Origin of the sequence: Lactococcus sp. SK2-659 (genome assembly GCF_020218185.2) — a bacterium.
GTDB lineage: Bacteria > Bacillota > Bacilli > Lactobacillales > Streptococcaceae > Lactococcus > Lactococcus lactis.
Genome location: NZ_JAIWQZ020000001.1, coordinates 1,262,871 through 1,286,583, shown reverse-complemented (window position 1 = coordinate 1,286,583; position 23,713 = coordinate 1,262,871). Strand labels below are relative to the sequence as shown.

The window sequence follows — 23,713 nt, the reverse complement described above, 5'->3', positions numbered from 1 at the left end:
AGACAAATGACGCTGATAATATTTATCGGCGTTCTTGAATAAAATTCAAAGATAAAAGGATTTTATTTTAAAGAGGAAATGAAAGAGAGAAAAATGAAAGTTTTATTTGCATCAAGTGAATGTGCCCCCTTTTTTAAGACGGGAGGACTTGGAGATGTAGCTGGAGCACTGCCCAAAGAATTGGCTAAAAAAAGTGAGATAGACTCAGTTGCTGTGATTCTTCCTTATTTTAAGAATGAAATGAAAGAAGAATATCGTTCACTTTTAAAAGATGAATTTTATGATTTTGTTGATGTTGGTTGGCGACACGAATATGTTGGAGTTAAAAGTCTAGAAAAAGAGGGTGTGAAGTACTATTTTCTAGATAATGAACATTATTTTGGTAGAGGACAACTCTATGGTTATGACGATGACGGAGAGCGCTTTGCCTTTTTTGACTTGGCTCTTTGCCAACTCTTAGAAAAGTTAGATTTCATTCCAGATGTTTTGCATGTCAATGATTGGCAGACTGCAATGGTTCCCTTTTTACTTAAAGAAAAATACAACTGGATTAAGGCCTATGAAAAAATTAAAACAGTACTGACCATTCATAATATTGAATTTCAAGGCTTGATGCATGGAGATGCTTTAAGTGAGATTTTTGGGATGGGAATGGAACGCTATTTTGAAGGAGTGGTCCGTCATAATGGTATGCTAAATATGTTAAAAACAGGAATTTTATATGCGGATCGGGTTAATACAGTTTCGCCAACTTACGCTAAGGAAATACAGACCTCAGAATTTGGTTGTGGTTTAGAATCGATTTTGCAATATGTAGATGGAAAAGTTTCTGGAATTTTAAATGGGATAGATTATGATATTTATAATCCCGAAAATGATATATTAATTCCTTACCATTTCAGCGAGGAAGAGCTTTCTGGTAAAGGTCAAATGAAAGCAGAGCTCCAAAAGCGAACAGGATTACCATTGAATCCAAATGTTCCATTGATTGGGATGGTCTCCCGTTTAACGAATCAAAAAGGATTTGATTTAGTTTTGAGTCAGTTGGAAAAAGTATTGGAAGAAAATGTGCAAATTGTCCTATTAGGAACAGGTTTCCCTGAAATTGAAGAAGGTTTTAGATATTTTTCTCAAAAATATCCAGATAAGTTGTCAGCAAATATTGCATTTGACCTTCAATTTGCTCAGGAAATTTATGCTGGTTCTGATTTCTTCTTGATGCCATCTGCTTTTGAACCTTGTGGCCTATCACAGATGATTGCAATGAGATATGGAACTTTACCAATCGTTCATGAAATTGGTGGTTTGAAAGATACTGTGATTCCATTTAATCCTATAAGCAAAGAAGGAACAGGATTTGGTTTTGTTGATTTTGAAGGACAGATTTTATTGGAGACGATTAATCGTGCACTTGATGTTTATGGAAAAGAACCAAAAGTCTTAAATAAAATGGTTTTATCAGCAATGAGTAAAGATTTTTCTTGGGGAACGAAGGCTCAACAATATATTGAACTCTATCAAGAATTATAAAATCTCGCAAACGATTGCGCTTGTGATTAAATTGTGGTAGAATTCATTTTAAAATAAAAGATGTTTGAGAATAATAAAGGAGCGACGATTGAAACTTTCTAAAAAACAATTTAAGCAAGATTTCGAAGAGCGTCTAACTTCAAAATTTGCGACTGACCTGACAAAAGCAGGTTATCAAGAAATTTATGATGCATTGGCATCTGTTGTGAAACATTACTATGCTAATATTTGGGTAGCCGATAATCAATATAAGGATGAAACTGGAAAAAAACAAGCATATTATTTTTCGATTGAATTTTTACCAGGAAAAATGCTTAAATCAAATTTACTTAACTTAGGTATTTTAAATACCGTTCGAGAAGGGTTAAATGATTTTGGAATTAAACTGGATGAGGTTGCTAAGATAGAACCAGATATGGCCATTGGAAATGGAGGTTTGGGGCGCTTAGCTAGCTGTTTCATGGATTCTTTAGCTTCAACGGGGCTTCCAGGAAATGGAAATGGCATTCGCTATCGGTATGGATTATTCAAACAAAAAATAGTAGATGGTTACCAAGTAGAATTACCTGATTCTTGGCTAAATAATGGGAATCCTTGGGAAGTACGTAGAGCAGACAAAGCAGTTGAAGTAACATTTGGTGGTGAAGTTTGGTTAGAAGATGATGGAAAAGGAAATCTTATTCCTCATTATAAGGACCAGGAACGTGTTCTAGCTGTTCCATATGATACGCCCATGGTTGGTTTTGAAAATACAACGGTCAATAATATGTGTCTGTGGCGCTCAGAAGTGCCAGAGGAATTAGACCCTAAATTTCAAAATTTGGATTATATGCGACAAACTTCGATGCTCTCTGCTGAACTTTATCCAGATGATTCTAATTATGATGGGCGACTTTTACGTTTGAAGCAAGAATATTTCTTTGTTTCTGCGGGGCTTCAACGAATTTTGCACCACTATAAAGGAACACAAAAAAAAGATATTCGAAAAATTGGGGATTATATTGCTGTCCATATTAATGATACGCATCCTGCACTTTGTGTTCCAGAATTCATGCGCCTTTTAGTTGATGAATATGGTGTGGGCTGGAATCGAGCTTGGGATACAACCCTCAAGGTGATGTCTTATACCAATCATACAATTTTATCGGAAGCTTTGGAAAAGTGGCCAGAAGAGATGATTAAACAACTTTTGCCCCGAATTTATCAAATTATTGTGGAAATTGACCGGAGACGTACGGCTGAGTTGCTTCCTAAAGTGGGTGCAACGCTGGTGCATAATACGAGAATTATCAAAGATGGACAAATTCATATGGCCAACTTGTCAATCATTGGTTCACATTCAACCAATGGCGTAGCCAAATTACATTCTGATTTATTAAAGGATGTTGAACTTCATGATTTCTATGAAATTTATCCTGAACGTTTTAATAATAAGACAAATGGAATTGCTGACCGTCGTTGGATTCAGATTGCAAATGAACGCTTGTCTGGAATTATTGATGAAACAATTGGTAAATCATGGCGTCATGACTTAGATGAATTGAAGCTGCTGAAAAATTTTAAAAATGATGAAAAAACACTTGAACAAATTCAAAAAGCTAAATTTGATGATAAGCTACGATTGGCTGCGGTGATTAAAGAACAAAATGGAATTACGGTTAATCCTGATGCGATTTTTGATGTTCAAGTAAAACGGCTGCATGCTTATAAGCGACAATTGTTAAATGCTTTGCATATTCTAAAATTATATTTTGATTTGAAAGATAATCCGGAATTAGATATGGTTCCTCGAGTATTTATTTTCGGGGCAAAAGCGGCTCCTTCATATCATTATGCTAAATCTATCATTAAAGTAATTAACGAAATAGCAAATATGATTAATAATGATCAAACGATTAAAGATAAACTCAAAGTTGTCTTTATGGAAAATTATAATGTAAGTTTGGCGGAAGTGATTATCCCAGCAGCCAATGTTGGAGAACAAATTTCTTTGGCCTCTAAAGAAGCATCTGGAACTTCAAATATGAAGTTTATGCTAAATGGTGCTTTAACCATTGGAACACTTGATGGCGCAAATATTGAAATTTTTGAAGCGGCAGGGGATGGAAATAATTTTGTTTTTGGGCTGACTAAGGATGAAGTTTATGAATATTATCGCAATGGTAATTATAATGCGCGTGACATTTATGAGCAAAATCCAGTAGTTAATCGAATTTTGAATGCCTTAATTGACGGAACGGTGCCAAATATTAAAAGTGAAGGTCGCGAAATTTTTGATTCGCTTACCGTTTATAATGATGAATATTTTGTACTTCGTGATTTTAATGATTATGTTCGGGCACAAGCTGAACTTGAAAAACTTTACCGTGACCAAAAAGCATGGACTCAAGCAAGTTTAATGAATATTGCCAATGTGGGACGTTTTAGTTCTGACCGAACAGTTAGGGAATATGCTGATGACATTTGGTATATAAAGGCTAAAAAAGAATGAAGAAATTTACTGACAGATATTTTTGTTACTGATAGAATAGATTTTAGGAGCCTTTAGCCTTAAGTGTTAATAAAGGAAATGAGAATTAGATGTATTATTATAATCCGTGGAATTTAGATTATAAACAACCTTTTGGGGCCATCAAGGTTGGAAACTCAATGAGCTTGAGATTTACAACTGACCAACCTTCTGTACTTGTGACATGTGTAATTCGACGTGATTTTGGAAAACGTTATGAATTTTCTATGACCAAAGATTCAGGCGGAGATTTTAGAGTTACCATTCCTTTTGATGAAGAGCCAGGACTTTATTTTTATCATTTTGAAATAGTCGAGTCTTCGGATTTGGGAGAAACTAGGCGATTTTATGGTTGTTCTGGCATAGGAGGAGAGGGGCTTCTATATACTGATGAAAATGATGTTAAACCTTATCAGCTGACTGTATTTGAAAAAGAAGATCAAGCTCCCAGCTGGTATCGTGAAGCAGTTTTCTATCAAATTTTCCCAGATCGTTTCTATAATGGGAATGAAAATGGTCAAATCAATCACCCAAAACCCAATTCATTTATCTATGGAAGAAAAACGGATAGTCCTTTCTATGTTAAAGAAGAAAATGGTGATATTGCACGTTGGGATTTTTTTGGTGGAAATTTAAGAGGAATTATTAAAAAAATTCCCTACTTAAAAGAACTGGGAATCAATGCGATTTATCTTAATCCAATTTTTTCTGGTACAAGTAACCATCGCTATGATACGAATGATTACCTAAAAATTGATTCAATGCTGGGTAGGCAGGAAGATTTTGAAGAATTGATTCAGTTGCTTCATCAAGAAAAAATGCATTTGGTTTTGGATGGTGTTTTTTCTCATGTAGGAAAAAACTCGCTTTATTTCAATATTAATGGTGATTATGGCGATGATGAGGGAGCAGCAAAAAATCCTGATTCACCTTATTTTGATTGGTTTAAATTTGAAAATTATCCTTTTGAGTATAAATCTTGGTGGGGAATTAAAGATTTACCTGAAATAGACAAAGATAATGATTCTTTTCGCAATTTTATTTATGGTGAGAAAAATTCTGTTTTAGCTAAATGGAATGACTTGGGTATTGATGGTTGGCGTCTGGATGTTGCTGATGAACTCCCTGATTCATTTATTAAAGGAATTCGAGAAAATCTTGACTCTTATTCAGATAAGATCTTGATTGGTGAAATTTGGGAAGATGCTTCCAACAAAATTTCTTATGGAAAAAGAAGAAATTACATTCTTGGTGGAAGTTTGCAAGCTGCTATGAATTATCCATTTCGCGATTTAATTATTAATTTATTAAATGGTCATCGTTCTAGTCAAGATGTTGCGTATCAATTGATGACTTTGCAAGAGAATTATCCTAAAGATATTTTTTATAATAATTTAAATAATTTAGGAACTCATGATACTGAACGAATTTTGACAATGGTTGGAGAAAAGAATTTGTCAGTAGCGTTGGCAATGCTTTTTGTATTACCAGGAATTCCTTGTATTTACTATGGAGATGAAGCAGGATTGTCAGGTGGAAAGGACCCTGAGAATCGTAAATATTTTCCTTGGGATAACATTTCACCCAAAATTTACAACGCTTATAAAAGTTGGACGCAAAAACGTCTGTCAGAAAATAGCTTGAAATATGGAGAGTTTTCAACTTTTTTTACTGACAGCTTGTTAGGAATATTGCGATATACAGATTCAGAAGTTTTTGTTGAACTCATTAATCCGAGTGAAGATGAGCTTAATATAGAAGTTCAAGAAATTACTTTTTTACAAAATCTGAAATTCTTACCAGAATTAAAAAAATTACTGACAGAAAAAGTGATTAGTGGAAAAACAAATTTAGAATTAAAGATGAAAATATAAAACTTGCTGATGCAAGTTTTTTTACTGACAGATTTATTTGTCAGTAAAAAATGATAAAAACTATATTTTTTAGCTAAATCTTATTTTAGAAAAGAAGAAAATATAAATAAATATCTATGAAATTTTGTTATTGTCCCTCTTTTTCCCGCGTTTTTCAAAGAATCTGTATAGGCAAAATTGTTTGACAACTTGACAAGTTGTATAGAAAACTTTATAATATAATCTATGCAAAACTTAAACAAAACAGAAAAAACATTTTTCGGTCAACCTCGCGGCCTATTGACGCTTTTTCAGACTGAGTTCTGGGAGCGTTTTTCTTACTATGGGATGCGTGCCATTCTGGTTTATTACCTCTATGCATTGACAACTGCTGACAACGCAGGCTTAGGACTTCCTAAAGCTCAAGCAATGGCGATTGTAAGTATCTATGGTGCACTTGTCTATCTTTCAACAATTGTTGGAGGGTGGGTTGCTGACCGCTTGTTGGGCGCTTCGCGCACAATCTTCCTTGGTGGAGTTTTAATCACTTTGGGACACATCGCTTTAGCAACACCATTTGGTTTATCTTCACTGTTCGTGGCATTATTCTTAATTATCTTGGGAACAGGGATGCTTAAACCGAATATTTCAAATATGGTTGGACATCTTTATTCTAAAGATGACTCACGTCGTGACACTGGATTCAATATCTTTGTTGTCGGAATTAACATGGGTTCTCTGATTGCTCCATTGATTGTTGGGACAGTTGGACAAGGCGTGAATTATCACTTAGGATTCTCACTTGCAGCTATCGGTATGATTTTTGCATTATTTGCTTATTGGTATGGACGTCTTCGTCACTTCCCAGAAATTGGACGCGAACCTTCAAATCCAATGGATTCAAAAGCAAGACGTAATTTTCTTATTACATTGACAATTGTTGTTATTGTCGCTATTATTGGTTTCTTCTTACTTTATCAAGCAAGTCCAGCTAATTTCATTAATAACTTCATTAATGTTTTATCAATTATCGGTATTGTTGTTCCAATTATTTATTTCGTAATGATGTTTACCTCTAAAAAGGTAGAATCAGATGAACGTCGTAAATTAACAGCATATATTCCTTTGTTCCTTTCTGCTATTGTCTTTTGGGCAATTGAAGAACAAAGTTCTACAATTATTGCGGTTTGGGGAGAATCACGTTCTAATTTGGACCCAACTTGGTTTGGAATTACTTTCCATATTGACCCTTCTTGGTATCAATTATTGAACCCGCTCTTCATCGTTCTCTTGTCACCTATCTTTGTTCGTCTTTGGAATAAATTGGGTGAACGTCAACCTTCAACAATTGTAAAATTTGGTCTTGGTTTGATGTTGACAGGGATCTCTTATTTGATTATGACACTTCCAGGTCTCTTGAACGGAACTTCTGGTCGTGCAAGTGCTCTTTGGTTAGTATTGATGTTTGCTGTCCAAATGGCAGGTGAATTACTTGTTTCACCAGTTGGATTATCAGTTTCAACAAAATTAGCTCCAGTTGCTTTCCAATCACAAATGATGGCGATGTGGTTCTTGGCAGATTCAACTTCACAAGCAATTAATGCTCAAATTACACCACTCTTTAAAGCAGCAACAGAAGTTCACTTCTTTGCGATTACTGGTATTATTGGTATTATCGTGGGAATTATCCTCCTTATTATCAAAAAACCTATTTTGAAATTAATGGGAGATGTTCGTTAATTAGTAATTAATAAAACCTATCTTTAATGATAGGTTTTTTGTGTTTTAAAAACTATAGAAGTGTCTGAAAAGTTACGCTTGTTAAAAGTCTTTTACAAATCAATCGTTTTTATCTGCGCTTACATTATGATAAAATATAGTGTAACGTGATTTTAAATTATTTGCAGATGTTAGTGCCTTTGGTTAAAAGGTCAAAGACATTCACAAATGCTAAAATAAAGTATGAAATCACTTATTTACAAATAAAACTTATAGAGGATAGAGGTGAGAAGCAAAGCTATTTTTATTCGAAAACTCGCAGTTACTCTGTTATTAAAAATATAATATTCAAAGTAAGGATACTCAAGCACGGTCATCCATTAAAAGTGGTTGACTAAGAAATATGAGTTTACTAAAAACTTTGAACATTTTGTGTTTGAAAAGATACTGAGAAGAGGCCTGTAGAAAAAATAATTATTGTTTTTCTGTTGCTAAATTAATAAATAAATTGATAAGAAATAGTGAAAAGTTATAGATTTACGATTAGAACTGATATTTTTAATTATTAATTATTATTGAAAAATCTTGTTAACTTTAAAAATTCTCTTATTTTATTTATTAATAAAATAAATATTTTTATTAAACCAAGGACCAAAACTAGTCTTAGATAAAAATATTTTTAAAATTAGTCTATATCTATTTGATATATAGTAAATAAAAATAAGGAGATAAACAATGTTTACCATTGAAACTCTCGCACGCTTTCAGTTTGCGATGACGACAATCTTCCACTTTTTCTTTGTACCACTTTCTGTCGGAATGGTTCTCATGACAGCAATCATGGAAACTATCTATGTGAAAACTGGTGATGAAAAATGGAAAAAACGGACGAAATTTTTTGGATCAATTATGCTCTTATCCTTTGCAGTAGGGGTCGTAACCGGTATTATCCAAGAATTTCAATTTGGAATGAACTGGTCAGATTATTCTCGCTATGTTGGGGATATATTTGGCGCACCTTTAGCCGTTGAGGCCTTACTTGCCTTCTTCTTGGAATCTACATTCCTTGGAGTGTGGATGTTTGGTTGGGATAAATTAGGTAAGAAATTGCATAATGCAACACTTTGGATTGTATTTGTTGGGACCTTCTTATCATCTTTATGGATTTTAGCGGCAAACTCATGGATGCAAAATCCAGTGGGATATGAAGTTAAAGGTGGACGAGCAACATTAACAAGTTTCTCTGCCCTTTTGACAAATCCTCAAACTATTTTGGAATTTAGCCACGTGGCAACAGGTTTCCTTGTAACTGGTGGTTTTGTGGTTGCTGGTATTTCAGCTTATCAAATTCTTAAAAATCGTGAAATTGATATGTTTAAACCAGTTTTACGTTTGGGACTTTTAGTAGCTCTAATCGGTGCAGTTGGTAACTTTGTTGCTGGTGACCAACAAATGATTGAAGTTAAAAACTCTCAACCTATGAAATTTGCTGCAACTGAAGGGGTTTATGAAACAACACCTGACCCTGCGGCTTGGGATATGGTTGCCTTCTTTAATGAAGCTGACCACAAAGAAGTATTTGGAATTCAAATTCCTTATATGCTTTCAATTCTGACTTATCACCGTCCAAGCGGTTCGGTTGAAGGGATGAATGAAATTAACGCTCAACTTCAAAAGAAATATCCTGATGTAGCTAAAGAAATTGGCGGTAATTTCTTCCCACCAGTAACGGTTCTCTTCTGGACTTTCCGGATTATGGCCGGTCTATCAATGCTAATGATTTTACTTTCTGCTCTGGGGCTATTTTGGACTAGAAAGAAAAAACCAAGTCTATATGAAAATAAGTTTGGCTTACAAGTTTATCGTTGGATGCTATTTGCACCTTTCCTTGCGATTACCTCAGGTTGGTTAGTTACTGAACTTGGTCGTTATCCTTGGACCGTTTATGGTTTATTTACAATCAAAGATTCAGTTTCACCAAATGTTTCTGTCGGTTCACTTTTATTCTCAAATATCGTCTATTTCTTCCTTTTCTGTTTCCTTGGTGCTGTGATGGTTTACTTTACGCTTCAAAGAATGAAACAAGGAGTAGAAGGAGCGGAAACAGCTTATGTTTCTTTAGATTCATTTAGTCAAGAAAATTTTGCTTCTTCATCAAAAGAAGATAGTGAAATTCAAAAAGAAACTGATGAGAAAGGGGTGGATAAATAATGACTGGATTACAACTTTTTTGGTTTATTATTGTTGGAGTATTATTTAGTGGCTTTTTCTTCCTCGAAGGTTTTGACTACGGTGTAGGAATGAGTGCAATCACAATTGCCAAGGACAAACGTGAGGTTGAACAAGCTATCGGATCAATTGGCCCAGTTTGGGATTTGAATGAAGTTTGGTTATTAACTGCCGGTGGGGCAATGTTTGCTTCATTCCCTTATTGGTATGCTTCATTGTTCTCTGGTTTCTATCTTATTCTATTTTTGATTTTAGTAGGTTTGATTTTCCGGGGAGTAACATTTGAATTTCGTCATCACTCACATACGGAAAAAGGAAAAATGCTCTGGACAAAAGTTTTGGGTGTTGCAAGTTTTGCTATTCCATTTCTCTTTGGATTGATGTTTACAAGTATGATTCAAGGCGTTCCGATGGATGCTAAAGGAAATGTGACTGCTACTTTTACTACTTACGTTAACTTTTTGTCAGTCGTTGGTGGTGTTGCTGTAATGCTCTTAGCTTGGCTTCATGGCTTAAATTATTTAGCTTTGAAAACAGAGGGAGCTTTGCGTGAGAGAGCTGCAAAGATTGCTAATATCCTCTATTTTGTTCTTTATGCTGGTGAAGTTGTATTTGCTGTATTGCTAGCTATTTTCACTGATTTCTTTGAAAAACATTTTATTGGAACTTTAGTTTTACTTGCTTTGATTGTTATTCTAACTCTTGTGGCACATTTATCTGTTCGTGCAGGAAAAGAAATGTCTGCTTTCTTGGCTTCAGGTTTGACTTTCATTGCCCTTGTTGCATTGATTTTCCAAGGGATTTTCCCACGTGTAATGATTGCAACTAACCCTGCTCACAGTATTTTGATTAAAAATGCTAGTTCAACAGGCTATACTTTGAAAACAATGACGATCATTACTCTGGTTATCTTACCATTTGTACTCATCTATATGGGCTGGACCTATTTCATTTTCAGAAAAAGAATTAAAAAATAAAACATGAAAATAACTGGTTGAACCAGTTATTTTCAGATTAGTTTGTAAATTGATATAATTAATTAAGACAACTACATATTATGGTCAGGAAAATTTTTTCTGACCTAAATTTTTTAGAAAGGAACTGAGGAATTTTATTTTACTGACAGAAATTCTATGAGCAGATTTTAGAAACTGCCAACTGATTGTGATTAAGGAAGTCATTCAATCAGTGAATGAAGGAACTATCAGCTTTGCGATAAGTTCTGTCAGTTGAATGCGCCCAGAGGAAGTCATTCAATCGGTGAATGAAGGAACTGTCAGCTTTGCTGATAAGTTCTGTCAGTAAAATATTATCTCATCAGTAACTTTAAACATGATTGATAAATCTCTTTTTGAACTGCCAGGTGTAAGAAGAATGTTTCCGATATTGGGGATTCTGGCAGTTTTTCAATTCATTGCAATTGCCGGTCAAGCTTTATTTCTAGCTACTGCGATTACTAAGCTTTGGCAAGGACAATTATTTTCTCATACCATTCCTTGGGTTTTGGGCTTTTTTGCTTGCTTTTTGAGCCGTGAAATTATTAATTTTGGTCGTTCAAAGGCTCTGGATAAACTTGCTTACCAATTAGCAACAAAATTGCGGGGGGATATGTTGGATAAATTTTTCCGACTTGGTCCAGTTGCTATTGCTAATTTAGGTTCGGGCTCAGCTGCAACAACAGTAATCACAGGAATTGATCAGGTTGAAAATTATATTAAATTGGTCCTATCCAAAGTCTTAAATATGATGATCATCCCAATGTTAATTTTGATTCCAGTGTATTTTCTTGATTGGCAAAGTGGAATTGTGTTAACTTTGACATTTCCTTTTGCAATTATTTTTATGATTCTATTGGGATACGCAGCACAAGGGCGTGCTGAACGTCAATACAAAACTTTCCAATATTTATCAAATCACTTTTTAGATTCATTGCGTGGAATTTCTACATTGAAATATTTTGGATTGTCTAAAGATTACTCAAATTCAATTTATAAAACTTCTGAAGACTTTCGTAAAGAAACGATGGGCGCATTGAGAATCGCTATGCTTTCAACATTTGCCCTTGATTTTTTTGCAAGTCTTTCGGTTGCTGTTGTCGCACTGTTTTTGGGACTTCGTTTAATGAGCGGTGATATTTTACTTTTTCCAGCTTTAGCGGCTCTAATTTTAGCACCAGAATATTTCCTTCCTCTGCGTGATTTTGCAAGTGATTATCATGCGACGCTTAATGGAAAAAATGCTTTGGCAGCTGTTAATGAAGTTCTTTCAACTGAGGAAAATACTTTGTCAGTACTTACAGAAAAAGTAACTTGGAGTGCAAATTCACAACTTCAACTGACAGAGTTAGGAAAAATTTACGACACAGGGCGTGGAATCTCAAATGTTAATCTGTCAGTAAATGGCTTTAAAAATATTGCCATTATCGGAAATTCAGGTTCTGGTAAATCAACATTGCTTTCAATGCTGGCTGGATTTCTAAAACCAACAGCTGGTGAAATTAAACTAAATGAGCAAAGTTTGACTTCTTTAACTGACGAAAACTATCGTCAGTCAGTTCAATTCATTCCACAAAAGACTTATATTTTTGCAGGAACTTTTCGTGAAAATTTAGCTTTTTACGAACCTGATTCTACTGATGACGAAATCAAAGCAGCGGCAAAACTTGCTGGTTTAGAAAGTCTTATCGATGAAATTGGTCTTGATGGACAAATTGGGGCCAGTGGTCGTACAATTTCGGGCGGACAGGCTCAGCGTGTTGCATTAGCCAGAGCATTTTTAAGTCATACTCGTAATATTTTGTTTCTCGATGAACCGACAGCTCATCTGGACATTGAAACCGAATTAGAAATTAAAGCAAATATTTTACCTTTACTTGAAAATAAACTTGTTTTCATTGCTACTCATCGTCTTCATTGGCTTTCATCAATGGATTTGGTCATTGTATTAAACGAGGGACAGGTCGCAGGAATTGGAACTCCTGAACAACTATTATCTGAAAATACTTACTATCAAAAATTACTTAGTCAGATGCGTGGGGTTGATGATGACAAAAATTTATTAGACAATGAAACGAGCAAATCAGTAAAGGACCAAGAAGAAAAAGTATCTGAGAGGTCAAACTTTTCGTCAGTAAATGATAAATCTACTGACAGCTCTGTCAGCCAAGCTTCATCAGATAATGGAGGTCAGAAATAATGAAATTAAAAAATATTTTGTTCGGTAATGACTGGATTTCTCCATTTTTGAAAAAAAATCGTTCAGGTTTTATTCTATCTATTTTCTTAGGAACGATTACAATTTCGATGGCGGGACTTTTGATGTTCAGCTCAGGATATGTCATTTCTAAATCAGCAACAAAACCAGAAAATATCTTAATGATTTATGTTCCAGTTCTCTTTGTACGTATTTTTGGGATTGGACGACCAGTGATGCATTATGTCGAAAGATTAACTTCTCATAATTGGATTTTAAAAATCACAAGTCTCTTACGAAAAAAACTCTATTTGCGACTGGAAAAAACGGCCGTTACATTAGCAGATCGTTACCGTTTAGGTGACTTATTGGGTGTTCTTAATGAAGATATTGGAAATCTACAAGACCTCTTTTTGAGAACATTATTTCCAGTTTTAATTGCTGGAAGTTTATCGATTGCTCTAATTATTGCTGGAGGATTTTTCTCACTTTGGTTTGCTTTAGGTTTAGCGCTCTTCTTAGGATTTTTGATTGTTATCTTGCCATTAATTTCTTTGAAATTTACAGTAAAATTAGATGAAGAACTCAAAATTTATCGCAATCAACTTTTTTCTCATTTGACAGATGATATTTTAGGATTACAAGATTGGGTGCTTTCAGGAAGAAAAGAAGATTTTCTGACAGCTTATCGAGGTTCTGAATTATCTGCTAGAAAAATTCAAGCCAAACTATTAGCTTTCGGACGTAGAAGAAATTTATTTTTACAAATTGTCTATGGCGCATTAGTGATCTATTTGATGATTTGGTCTTCTGGTGCCTTAAGATTAGGAGACGCGCCTAATTATATTGCAGCAGTTAGCCTCGCTGCCTTCCCTTTATTTGATGCTTTTTCTCCTTTGTCTGATGCGGTGGTTGAAACGCAACGTTATGGCGATTCAATCAATCGTTTAAATGACTTACCAGACCAAGATGAAGAAGTAAGGACTGAGGAAATTGTTTCTACAGATTTAGTCATCAATAATCTCCAATTTTCATTTGAAGAAAATAAAAAAATCTTTGATAATTTTAATTTAGAAGTTAAACAAGGAGAGCATATCGCTCTATTGGGACGTTCAGGCGTGGGTAAATCAACACTTGCCGGCTTAATCAGGGGAGATTTAGTTCCCCAAAGTGGAAGTATTCAATTTTCTGGTGTTGAGCCATCTAAAGCCAAAAATGTTGAAGAAAAAATTGGTGTCATTAATCAATCCCCTTATCTTTTTGCGACAAGCCTTCGTTCTAATTTGACTTTGGCGAAACTCAATGCCAGTGATGCTGAAATTTGGGAAGCTCTTGAATTAGTTGGCCTCCGTAAAATGGTTGAATCATTACCTCAAAAACTTCTGACACCAGTAGATGAAGCGGGAGAACGATTCTCTGGTGGAGAACGTCAACGCTTAGCCTTGGCACGGGTTCTTTTATCAGATGTTGATGTTGTAATTCTTGATGAACCAACTGTATCACTTGACCCAATCACAGAAAATCAACTGTTAAGTCTCTTTTTTGAACGGCTCCGTGATAAATCAATTATTTTTATTACTCATCATTTATTAGGTGTTCATCATATGGACCGAGTTCTATTTTTAGAAAATGGCTCGATTAAATTTGATGGGAAACCCGCGTCATTACTGGAGAATAATCCAACATTTAAGGAACTTTATCAACTTGATTTAGGAAATGAATAATATAAAAAATCAGTCTATGGGCTGATTTTTTTAATTTAGTTAGTTTTTGTGTTGACAAAACTAATTAAATGTTTTATAATCTTTTTGTTAGGTAAATAAAAAATAAACTAACTAATTAATTTAAACTTTTCAAGAAATTAAAAGATAGTAAAGGAGAACCAATGATTAAGATGATAAAAATAATAATTCAAAAATTGAATTGGTTCATCAGACTTATTGAAGGCCCAGATGAACGACTAATCTATGCTTTTGATGACGAAATACAAAGAATTTGATATAAGGAGAATACATAATGTCAGAACAAACAAACAACTTATTGAATCTATTTTCAAAACTATTGCACAATCCAAACATCCTTTTTGCTTTAAGAGCAGATGGGATTTCAAAACAAATGAAAAATCGCGGTAACCGCAATGGAGCTCAAGGTTTACTCGTTGAATTATGGAATAAAGATGGTCTAACCAATGCAGAAATTGCCGAACTTCTTGATATTAAACCTTCAAGTGTAACAGCTCAGGTTAAACAATTAGAAGAAGCGGAAATGGTTATTCGTAAACAAGATGAGAATGATAAACGTGTCAGCCGCATTTTCTTGACTGATAAAGGTCGTGAAGCTCAAGAAACACGTGATACAATGCATAATGATATTTCAGAAACAATTTTTGGCAATCTAACAGATGAAGAACAAGAACAATTAGCCTTTCTAATGGAAAAATTAGTAGAAAATAACGATGCACGTAATGATCAAGATTTCCAACGAATGGCACAATTTTTCGGAAATCCATTTATGGAAAATATGATGAATGCTCATGACCGTCATGCATTTGGGAATCACATGCGCCGTGAAATGCAAAATTGGCAACGTGAAATGCGTCGTTCATCTCAAGAAATGAAACGTGGACAAAATCGTATGCGTCGTGACGAACGCTCACAAGCTCCGTTTGGTGAAGATTGGAAAGCCTTTGGTAAGCAGCTCAAAGATAGCTTTAGAAATAATTTTGGTGGAAGAGATCAAGCCGATTTTAATGAACATTGGGATCACTTTTCAGATGAAATGAAAAATCGTTTTGGTGATTTTGACGGAAACCGTCGTCCAGATTTTGATTCTAAACCAAAGACAGACAAAAATAAAGAACCTAAAAAACCAGAAAACTGGGATGATTTCTAAGGATTGAATAGATAAGGAGCGGAAAATGAGAACACTCATCGCTTACGCTGGTAAGACAGGAAATACTGCCAAGTGCGCTAGAAAGCTAGCGATACATTTAAATCAGGTCACACTTGTGGATTTAAATGCTGAAGTAGTAAATCCTAAAGATTTTGATGCTGTGATTGTTGCCAGCCCTGTTTATAGTCATAAATTTGAACGTTCAGTAGGCAGTTTCTTAAAAAAATATCAAGAAATTTTGCAAACGAAACCTTTTGCGGCATTCGTTACAATGGTTGAATATGATAGTTTTACGAAAGTGATTAAAAAAGAAATCGCAAACTTTGGAGGGGAGGTAAATAATTTGACCCCTTTTAACTGGCACGATAAAATTATTGCAAAATCAATGATAAAGCTAGAGTCTAAAAAACACCCGATTGAGTTTTTACCGGAAGCTGAGAAACAGTTTGTGGCTCAATTAAACAAAGTAGAGTGGATTTAAAATAGCTAAATTTATAGGAGAAGATAATGTCAAAAGAAACCAAAGCTCTTACGATAAACCCTCAGCTTGCAGCTTTTCAAGAAGAACTTCTTAAAAACTATGACAAGGCAAACCTATCAGCAAAAAAGGGACAAACTTTATTTGTTGGCTCATCATTAATGGAGATATTTCCTATTGAGAAGTGGGAGGAAGCTGGAGAAGTTACTTTTTCACACTATATCTACAATCGGGCGGTTAGAGCCACGACGACCTCATTTTTATTAGAACACATAGAGAGTCAAATTTTTAATTTGGAACCCTCAAAAATCTTTATTAATATTGGAACGAATGATATCGGTTTTGAGATTCCAGAAGAAGAGTTTTTGAATAACTATGATCAAATTCTTTCTCAAATAGAAAGTAAATTACCTCAAACGCAAGTTTATGTGATGCGCTACTATCCGATTAATACGGTTGATTTTGGTCAAGACTCAGATGAAAAAACTTTATTTGAAACGAGAAGTAATGAAAAGTTTCAAAAAGCTTCAGATAAAATAAAAAAACTTGCAGATAACCATCATTTTCACTTTATTGATGTTAATGATGGTTTATCTGATGAAAATGGCAATTTGAAAAAAGAATTAACTTTTGATGGAGCGCATCTAAATCCAGCGGGCTATCAACTTGTCTTAGAAAACCTCAAAGTTTATTTGGAAGAATAAAAAATAATTCAAGACGAAAAGTAATTGAAATCATTTCTTTTCGTCTTGAAATTCAATAATTAGAAAAAGGAAGTAAGCAAACAATGGAAAGAGGTCCACAAATGGCCAATCGTATCGAAGGAAAAGCGGTTGACAAAATATCCATTAAACATTTCGTCAAATTGATTCGTGCTGCAAAGCCACGTTATCTTTTCTTTATCATTGGGATTCTAGCAGGAATCGTTGGAACACTAATTCAATTACAAGTCCCCAAAATGGTTCAACCACTTGTTAATAGTTTTGGACATGGAGTAAACGGTGGCAAAGTTGCCTTAGTTATCGCTCTTTATATTGGTTCAGCTGCTGTTTCGGCTATTGCAGCAATTGTCCTTGGGATATTTGGTGAATCAGTTGTAAAAAATCTAAGGACGCGTGTCTGGGATAAAATGATTCATCTGCCAGTAAAATATTTTGATGAAGTTAAAACAGGAGAAATGAGTTCTCGTTTAGCCAACGATACCACCCAAGTTAAAAATTTAATTGCAAACAGTATTCCACAAGCTTTTACGTCTATTTTACTTTTGGTTGGTTCAATTGTCTTCATGCTTCAGATGCAATGGCGTTTGACCCTTGCCATGATTATTGCTGTTCCAGTAGTTATGCTCATTATGTTCCCAATTATGACTTTTGGTCAAAAAATTGGGCGAACTAGACAAGATTCTTTAGCAAATTTCCAAGGGATTGCTAGTGAATCATTATCAGAAATTCGCTTGGTAAAATCTTCTAATGCTGAAAAACAAGCCTCTAAAAAAGCAGAAAATGATGTCAATGCACTTTATAAAATTGGGGTAAAAGAAGCCATCTTTGATGGTTTGATGTCACCAGTTATGATGTTATCAATGATGCTGATGATCTTTGGACTTCTTGCTTACGGAATTTATCTCATCTCAACAGGAGTCATGAGTCTTGGGACTTTGCTTGGAATGATGATGTATTTGATGAACTTAATCGGAGCCGTACCAACTGTGGCAACTTTCTTTACAGAACTTGCTAAAGCTTCAGGATCAACAGGTCGTTTGACCGAATTACTTGATGAAGAACAAGAAGTACTTCATCAAGGAGAAAGTCTTGATTTGGAAGGGAAAACTCTCTCAGCTCGCCATGTTGACTTTGCCTATGATGATTCTGAACAAATTCTACGTGATATCTCTTTTGAAGCACAACCTAATTCAATTATTGCCTTTGCCGGACCTTCAGGTGGTGGTAAATCAACAATCTTCTCTCTTCTAGAACGTTTTTATCAACCAACGGCAGGAGAAATTACAATTGATGGTCAACCGATTGATAATATTTCTTTGGAAAATTGGCGGAGTCAAATTGGTTTTGTCAGTCAAGATTCAGCAATCATGGCTGGAACCATTCGTGAAAATTTAACTTATGGACTTGAAGGAGACTATACAGATGATGACCTTTGGCAAGTTCTTGACTTAGCTTTTGCAAGAAGCTTTGTTGAAAATATGCCTGATCAACTTAATACGGAAGTTGGTGAACGAGGTGTGAAAATATCTGGTGGTCAAAGACAACGTTTAGCAATTGCTCGTGCTTTCTTGAGAAATCCAAAAATCCTGATGCTTGATGAAGCAACGGCTAGTTTGGATAGTGAATCAGAATCAATGGTTCAAAAGGCTTTAGATAGTTTGATGAAAGGTCGCACTACGCTCGTAATTGCGCATAGACTTTCAACAATTGTTGACGCGGATAAGATTTACTTTATTGAAAAAGGTCAAATCACAGGGAGTGGCAAACATAATGAACTTGTTGCCGCACATCCACTCTATGCTAAGTATGTTTCAGAACAATTGACTGTTGGTCAATAAACTAAAAAGCTCAACGATTTAAGTTGAGCTTTTTTTATTTTGACTTCTTATTGTCGCAATAATCATTTCTCCTGCTGTATAAATGAATACAAAAGGGGGATAGAAAAAAGTGATAATGAAGCTAATGACCATTCCAATCTTCCAAAAAGGATTCCGTAAATAGTGATAAACTTCCATTTGAGCGATTAGTTCAGCCTTTTCTTTAGGATTGTCAGCAATAAAACAATCGGTCATATAACTATATGCAAATCCCCAAATATAAATCATCACGATAAAGAGTAGGGCAGGTGCTTTTGGTGAGTGGATTCCGAAATCATGAAAGAAGTCCATTGTGCGTCCAGCCCAAGCAGAAAGTACAGGAAGCATTGATAATGAGAGTACCCAAATCATGCAACTATGATAGATTCGACGAGTGATTTTCTCAGCCTGTGAAAGCATATATTGTTGATTAAACCAAGAAGTTGTAACATAGATAAAACTCAAAAGATAAGCAATCAGATAGACGAGATTATCTTTCAAAAAATCAAGAATTCCACCTGTTTTAGGTAATTCGAATTCTAATAACATAATAGTCATTATTACTGCAATAATTGCATCAATAAAACCGGCTAAACGCCCTTTAGATACCATAAAATCTCCTTTGTATTACCAATTATAACAAAAGTTAATGAAATTTTATAAAAAAAATAAGCATTAAAGCTTATTTTTCTGTATCAGATGAATAGTTTTTATTTTTGGGGAAAAATCGTTTCTTGACAAAGATAAGAATCGCAAGGATGAAAATAATCCCTAAAATCACAACCACAACTGAAGAGTAAGAATCAAGAATTCCAGCAATCATCTCCCAGTTATCACCAAGAGCGGCTCCAAGGCACACTAGAACAATGTTCCAAATAAGTGTTCCCAAAGTTGTTAATATAAGAAAACTTGGGAGTTTCATTTTAGCAGAACCAGCAGGGATTGAAATTAGACTTCTAATTAAAGGAATGAATCGGCAGAAGAAAATCGTTGCATATCCTCTTTTTAAAAACCATTTTTCAGCTTTTGTGATGTCCTCTGGTTTAAGACGAAGTACTTTTCCTAAACGTCCAGAAACTAATTTTTCTAAGCGTTCAACGCTTAAAAGACGACCAACGAAGTAGAGTATCAATGCACCAAGCACAGAACCAATAGTGGCTGCGATAATCATGCCGATAATCCCCAGTTCGCTATAAGTAGTCATGAAACCACCGAAAGTTAAGATTACTTCGGAAGGAATTGGTGGGAAGATGTTCTCAATCATAATGAGAAAGGCAACACCAAAGTAGCCAAATTGGTTCATGACTTGGATAATTATTTCTTGCATTAATACTCCTTTTATTTGTCTATTACTTTAATTCTAACATAAGGCTGGAAGGCCACCAAACAATATAAAGTACAAAAAATAGGCTTTGTCTTTTGGCAAGGTCTATTTTTTGAAATCATAGGTTTACTGACAGAGACTGTCAGTAGATAAACTTCATCTACAAGTTCTGTCAGTCATTTGAAATTACTGACAGAAGAATTTGTATGTTATTCAGAAGCGAGGGCTTCAATTGTGTTCAAACGTGCTGCACGTCCACTTGGCGCTAAACTTGCGAGGAGAGCAATTAATACAGCAACGATAATCGCAAAGATAATGTGTCCACCAGAAATTTGAACGATACTTGCCCCGTCAAGGAAACTACTTAGAGCTTTATTGATGAGGAATTGTCCAAGGTAGGCAAATCCAATAGCGATAGCGGCTGATGACAGACCAAGAATCAAGCTTTCAGCGGTGAAGAGACGAGAAATATCTTTCTTACGTCCACCGAGTGCGCGGATAACGCCAATTTCTTTTGTCCGTTCATCAACAGACATGTAAGTAGTAACAACAATCATAAAGATTGATACAATCAAACTGATTCCGGCGATAGCGGCAAGAACATAGCTGACGATATTTGTAATATTAGTGATGATATCGAGGAATGAAGTAACGCTATATGTAACGAATGCTTTTGTTCCATCAATTTTCAAGTCTTGAATGTCAGAAGTTGTTGATTTAACATTATCTACTTTATTAACTGTAACTACTGCATAAGTGGCATCAGTATCTGCATTAGCAGATTCAAGAGCAGCTTTGACAGTATTGTAAGTGGCAATTAGGCTGCTAGAAGAGCTTGCAGGTCCTTGAGGATTTTTCAAAATACCAGAAACAGTGAATTCTTTTGTAACTTCAACACTTGTTCCAGCAGCTGTTTTAGCTGGAATTTTTAAAGTAATTTTCTTGCCAACTAATGATTTATAATCTTTATTTAATTCTTTAGCATCACTAGCATAGATTGCGATTTCGCCATCAGCAGGTTTTGAACCGGCAACGTAATCATCATTGATATTTGATTGAGTCCAAGTATCAAGAGTCATTAAACCAGATTTAGATTTATCACTGGCAGTAAGTGTTCCTAAGCCAGAAATTGAATAAGTTGGCTCAACTTTTTTGACGTTATCAACTTTTTTCAATTTTGAAAGATGAGTACTGTCAAGGTTAGTAGCAGCATTTCCAAGTTCTTGTTGCGTTTGTTGGAGTGCTTGCTCATTTCCTAATTTATTATCAGTTGTTGTCCGCTTGAAGATGGTAACCACATTCGGATTGACACTTGAAGTAATGGTGTCATTCATATATTTGGTTGCACCATTTCCTAGTCCTAAGAAAAAGATGACTGAGAACAGGCCGATTGCTGTTCCGATTGCAATTAATAAATTAATTTTCCAAGAGTGAGTAAAGTGTTTAAAGGCTGTTCTGAAAGTATCACGATATGACAATGCTTTTGAGTTCATTCGTTGATGTGATTCAACAGGATAGGGTTCTTTTAGACGTTCGTCACCTGTGATTTGTCCATCGGCCAAACGGATAATTCTTGTACCGTAATCAGCAACTTCTTGTGAGTGAGTAACGACGATTACTGTTTTACCAGATTGAGCAATTTGACGTAAGAGTGCTAAAACTTCTTTCGTGTTTTGTGAGTCAAGAGCACCAGTAGGTTCATCAGCAAGAATAATTTCAGGGTCAGAAGCTAGGGCACGCGCGATTGCGACTCTTTGTTTTTGTCCTCCAGAAAGTTGTGATGGATTTTTTTTACGGTGTTCGTAAAGACCGACTTGTTTTGTGAGCTCAATCGCTCTTTCATGACGTTCTTTATCAGATAAGCTTGTCATTTTAAGACTAATTAAAATGTTATCTAATACACTCAAATAGCTAACCAGATTGAAAGATTGGAAGATGAAACCGATTGTATCTCGACGGTAAGCATCCATATCTTTTTCTTTTTTTGTTTTTTGAGCAAGGCCGTCAACGATGACATCCCCCTCATATTTACGGTCAAGTCCTCCAATGATATTCATAAGAGTTGACTTACCTCCCCCAGATTCTCCTAGGAGACTGACGAAATCACCACGTTCAAACTCGAGGTTGATCCCTTTGAGGACAGGAAATTCTTCTTTTCCAAGAAAATAGGATTTCCTAATATTTTTTAATTCCAAAACGGCCATAAAGACTCTCTTCCTTTTCTTAAAGTATGTACTTTACATTATAACTTAATTTTCTTAAATAAAAATAAGACCTAAGTCTTATTTTCAAATTTATTGACTACCTAAGCTAACCGTTCAGTAAAAAATCTAAAATATTCATTCCCGTACTCGTTTGTGCTTTGTAGAGTTCTGTATAACCACATTGAGAACAAGAAATAGTAATAAATTTCTTATTTTGAACATCAAAAATCTTTGAAAAATTTCCACCGGTTGCTTGAAGTTGATCTTCTTCAAAATTATGATTGCCACATTTGATACAAGTGTATTGTTGTTGATAACCGTTCATTTTAATTCCTCCTCGTTAGTAAAGTGAAAAATCGCTTGTCTTCTTAATCGTTTAAATCCATTATAACTCAAAAAAGTTGATTCTTTTAGTCTTTTGAATCCGCTTCACTATTTAATATATTACTTAAATCCAGAATAATAAATAAAAAAGTGAAATTGAAACCATTATTGAAAAACAATGAAAATAATCTTTGTGATATAATTCTAATTATGGATAGACAAGTTAAAGAAAAACTGCGTATTGCATTAATTTTTGCATTAAATGCAGGTTTTATGGATGGTTTCTCATTCTTTCATTTTAATGACCGTTTTATTGGTGCACAATCAGGGAATGTTATTCAGGCGGGGATTAATATTGCTAAAGGAGATTTTGCTAGGTTTTGGGATTTTGCAATTCCGATTATCTTCTTTATATTAGGAGTAATGACTCGGGGATTTTATTCTCACTATTTGATGAAACGTCGCCGTTTTGATGCCTCTTATTTGTTATTGGTTCAATGGTTAGGGGTGACAATTTTCGCCTTGGCTTATGGTTTGGGCTTGAAGATTCCTGTTTCCTTTTATGTTGGAATTTTCTCTTACTTTATGGCGATACAATATGATACTTTTACAAAAGTTCATGGTCGTGCTTACGGAAGTATCTTTATGACAGGTAATATGAAGTCCATGTCGGCAAATCTTGCTCAGTATATCATTACCAAAGATAAACAAAAACTCCGGTCAGTTGGTATATATGCCGCACTTATCAGTATTTTCTTTGCTGGAGCAGCTATTGCAACACTTGCTGGAAATTGGTTTGGAAGTTGGACAATGATGGGCTCTACTTTCATGATAGGAGCCGTTTATTTAATTGTTCGTTTTGATGAAATATAAAAATCCTC

Annotated in this window: 17 protein-coding genes; 13 read left to right on the top strand and 4 right to left on the bottom strand. The window is 34.9% G+C overall.

All coding sequences use genetic code 11. The features are described from left to right. Nucleotides 1-93 precede the first annotated feature (93 nt). The 12 genes from glgA to lmrA all read left to right on the top strand — a co-directional run bounded on the left by glgA (nucleotide 94) and on the right by lmrA (nucleotide 18,962). Nucleotides 94-1,530 carry a glycogen synthase GlgA gene (gene glgA, locus LDP15_RS06010; protein ID WP_042230170.1) on the top strand — a complete coding sequence of 479 codons (1,437 nt, stop codon included), beginning with the start codon at nucleotides 94-96 and terminating at the stop codon, nucleotides 1,528-1,530. An 88-nt stretch (nucleotides 1,531-1,618) separates the two neighbouring features. Next, nucleotides 1,619-4,021, top strand: a complete 2,403-nt coding sequence (locus tag LDP15_RS06005) for a glycogen/starch/alpha-glucan phosphorylase (RefSeq protein WP_042230172.1) — start codon at nucleotides 1,619-1,621, stop codon at nucleotides 4,019-4,021. Nucleotides 4,022-4,110: 89 nt separating this feature from the next. Next, nucleotides 4,111-5,913 carry a glycoside hydrolase family 13 protein gene (locus LDP15_RS06000; protein ID WP_057720704.1) on the top strand — a complete coding sequence of 601 codons (1,803 nt, stop codon included), beginning with the start codon at nucleotides 4,111-4,113 and terminating at the stop codon, nucleotides 5,911-5,913. Nucleotides 5,914-6,138: 225 nt separating this feature from the next. Next, nucleotides 6,139-7,632, top strand: a complete 1,494-nt coding sequence (locus LDP15_RS05995) for a peptide MFS transporter (RefSeq protein WP_015426042.1) — start codon at nucleotides 6,139-6,141, stop codon at nucleotides 7,630-7,632. A gap of 714 nt (nucleotides 7,633-8,346) precedes the next feature. Further along, entirely contained in the window at nucleotides 8,347-9,822 is a 1,476-nt protein-coding gene (locus LDP15_RS05990) for a cytochrome ubiquinol oxidase subunit I (RefSeq protein WP_010905520.1), read from the top strand. Then, nucleotides 9,822-10,817, top strand: coding sequence for a cytochrome d ubiquinol oxidase subunit II (gene cydB / locus LDP15_RS05985; RefSeq protein ID WP_003129639.1), 996 nt, complete (start codon nucleotides 9,822-9,824; stop codon nucleotides 10,815-10,817). The genes LDP15_RS05990 and cydB overlap by 1 nt, the downstream gene beginning before the upstream one ends. A gap of 355 nt (nucleotides 10,818-11,172) precedes the next feature. Further along, nucleotides 11,173-13,035: a thiol reductant ABC exporter subunit CydD gene (cydD, locus tag LDP15_RS05980; RefSeq protein ID WP_015426044.1), complete on the top strand. Its 1,863-nt coding sequence runs from the start codon at nucleotides 11,173-11,175 to the stop codon at nucleotides 13,033-13,035. Beyond that, the gene (gene cydC / locus LDP15_RS05975; RefSeq protein ID WP_015426045.1) at nucleotides 13,035-14,756 is read left to right on the top strand and encodes a thiol reductant ABC exporter subunit CydC; all 1,722 of its coding nucleotides are present in this window, start codon (nucleotides 13,035-13,037) and stop codon (nucleotides 14,754-14,756) included. The genes cydD and cydC overlap by 1 nt, the downstream gene beginning before the upstream one ends. Nucleotides 14,757-15,048: 292 nt before the next feature. Then, the gene (locus tag LDP15_RS05970; RefSeq protein ID WP_003129644.1) at nucleotides 15,049-15,924 is read left to right on the top strand and encodes a MarR family winged helix-turn-helix transcriptional regulator; all 876 of its coding nucleotides are present in this window, start codon (nucleotides 15,049-15,051) and stop codon (nucleotides 15,922-15,924) included. Between the two features lie 25 nt (nucleotides 15,925-15,949). After that, entirely contained in the window at nucleotides 15,950-16,405 is a 456-nt protein-coding gene (locus tag LDP15_RS05965) for a flavodoxin domain-containing protein (RefSeq protein ID WP_015426047.1), read from the top strand. 26 nt (nucleotides 16,406-16,431) lie between these two features. Then, a complete protein-coding gene (locus tag LDP15_RS05960) occupies nucleotides 16,432-17,106 on the top strand; it encodes an SGNH/GDSL hydrolase family protein (protein ID WP_012897417.1) in 675 nt (224 codons plus the stop codon). 101 nt (nucleotides 17,107-17,207) lie between these two features. Further along, nucleotides 17,208-18,962 carry a multidrug efflux ABC transporter LmrA gene (gene lmrA, locus LDP15_RS05955; RefSeq protein ID WP_225513345.1) on the top strand — a complete coding sequence of 585 codons (1,755 nt, stop codon included), beginning with the start codon at nucleotides 17,208-17,210 and terminating at the stop codon, nucleotides 18,960-18,962. An 18-nt stretch (nucleotides 18,963-18,980) separates the two neighbouring features. On the opposite strand, the gene LDP15_RS05950 is transcribed toward lmrA, so the two are convergent. From LDP15_RS05950 to LDP15_RS05935, 4 genes are all read right to left on the bottom strand, one after another. Then, a complete protein-coding gene (locus LDP15_RS05950) occupies nucleotides 18,981-19,592 on the bottom strand; it encodes a TMEM175 family protein (protein ID WP_015426050.1) in 612 nt (203 codons plus the stop codon). Between the two features lie 70 nt (nucleotides 19,593-19,662). Continuing rightward, nucleotides 19,663-20,307 carry a DedA family protein gene (locus LDP15_RS05945; protein ID WP_010905527.1) on the bottom strand — a complete coding sequence of 215 codons (645 nt, stop codon included), beginning with the start codon at nucleotides 20,305-20,307 and terminating at the stop codon, nucleotides 19,663-19,665. 206 nt (nucleotides 20,308-20,513) lie between these two features. Further along, a complete protein-coding gene (locus LDP15_RS05940) occupies nucleotides 20,514-22,508 on the bottom strand; it encodes an ATP-binding cassette domain-containing protein (RefSeq protein ID WP_225513332.1) in 1,995 nt (664 codons plus the stop codon). 106 nt (nucleotides 22,509-22,614) lie between these two features. Further along, nucleotides 22,615-22,833 carry a zinc ribbon domain-containing protein gene (locus tag LDP15_RS05935; protein WP_003129656.1) on the bottom strand — a complete coding sequence of 73 codons (219 nt, stop codon included), beginning with the start codon at nucleotides 22,831-22,833 and terminating at the stop codon, nucleotides 22,615-22,617. Nucleotides 22,834-23,042: 209 nt separating this feature from the next. Here LDP15_RS05935 and LDP15_RS05930 point away from each other — a divergent pair, with 209 nt between their 5' ends. After that, nucleotides 23,043-23,705 carry a YoaK family protein gene (locus LDP15_RS05930; RefSeq protein ID WP_003129657.1) on the top strand — a complete coding sequence of 221 codons (663 nt, stop codon included), beginning with the start codon at nucleotides 23,043-23,045 and terminating at the stop codon, nucleotides 23,703-23,705. Nucleotides 23,706-23,713 lie beyond the last annotated feature (8 nt).

Coding starts and splice junctions, on each gene's coding strand:
- LDP15_RS05950 (WP_015426050.1), bottom strand. CDS start 19,592: ATGGTATCTAAAGGGCGTTTAGCCGGTTTTATTGATGCAATTATTGCA.
- LDP15_RS05940 (WP_225513332.1), bottom strand. CDS start 22,508: ATGGCCGTTTTGGAATTAAAAAATATTAGGAAATCCTATTTTCTTGGA.
- LDP15_RS05960 (WP_012897417.1), top strand. CDS start 16,432: ATGTCAAAAGAAACCAAAGCTCTTACGATAAACCCTCAGCTTGCAGCT.
- LDP15_RS05930 (WP_003129657.1), top strand. CDS start 23,043: ATGGATAGACAAGTTAAAGAAAAACTGCGTATTGCATTAATTTTTGCA.
- glgA (WP_042230170.1), top strand. CDS start 94: ATGAAAGTTTTATTTGCATCAAGTGAATGTGCCCCCTTTTTTAAGACG.
- cydC (WP_015426045.1), top strand. CDS start 13,035: ATGAAATTAAAAAATATTTTGTTCGGTAATGACTGGATTTCTCCATTT.
- LDP15_RS05965 (WP_015426047.1), top strand. CDS start 15,950: ATGAGAACACTCATCGCTTACGCTGGTAAGACAGGAAATACTGCCAAG.
- LDP15_RS05935 (WP_003129656.1), bottom strand. CDS start 22,833: ATGAACGGTTATCAACAACAATACACTTGTATCAAATGTGGCAATCAT.
- LDP15_RS05945 (WP_010905527.1), bottom strand. CDS start 20,307: ATGCAAGAAATAATTATCCAAGTCATGAACCAATTTGGCTACTTTGGT.
- LDP15_RS06000 (WP_057720704.1), top strand. CDS start 4,111: ATGTATTATTATAATCCGTGGAATTTAGATTATAAACAACCTTTTGGG.
- lmrA (WP_225513345.1), top strand. CDS start 17,208: ATGGCCAATCGTATCGAAGGAAAAGCGGTTGACAAAATATCCATTAAA.
- LDP15_RS05990 (WP_010905520.1), top strand. CDS start 8,347: ATGTTTACCATTGAAACTCTCGCACGCTTTCAGTTTGCGATGACGACA.
- LDP15_RS05995 (WP_015426042.1), top strand. CDS start 6,139: ATGCAAAACTTAAACAAAACAGAAAAAACATTTTTCGGTCAACCTCGC.
- cydB (WP_003129639.1), top strand. CDS start 9,822: ATGACTGGATTACAACTTTTTTGGTTTATTATTGTTGGAGTATTATTT.
- cydD (WP_015426044.1), top strand. CDS start 11,173: ATGATTGATAAATCTCTTTTTGAACTGCCAGGTGTAAGAAGAATGTTT.
- LDP15_RS05970 (WP_003129644.1), top strand. CDS start 15,049: ATGTCAGAACAAACAAACAACTTATTGAATCTATTTTCAAAACTATTG.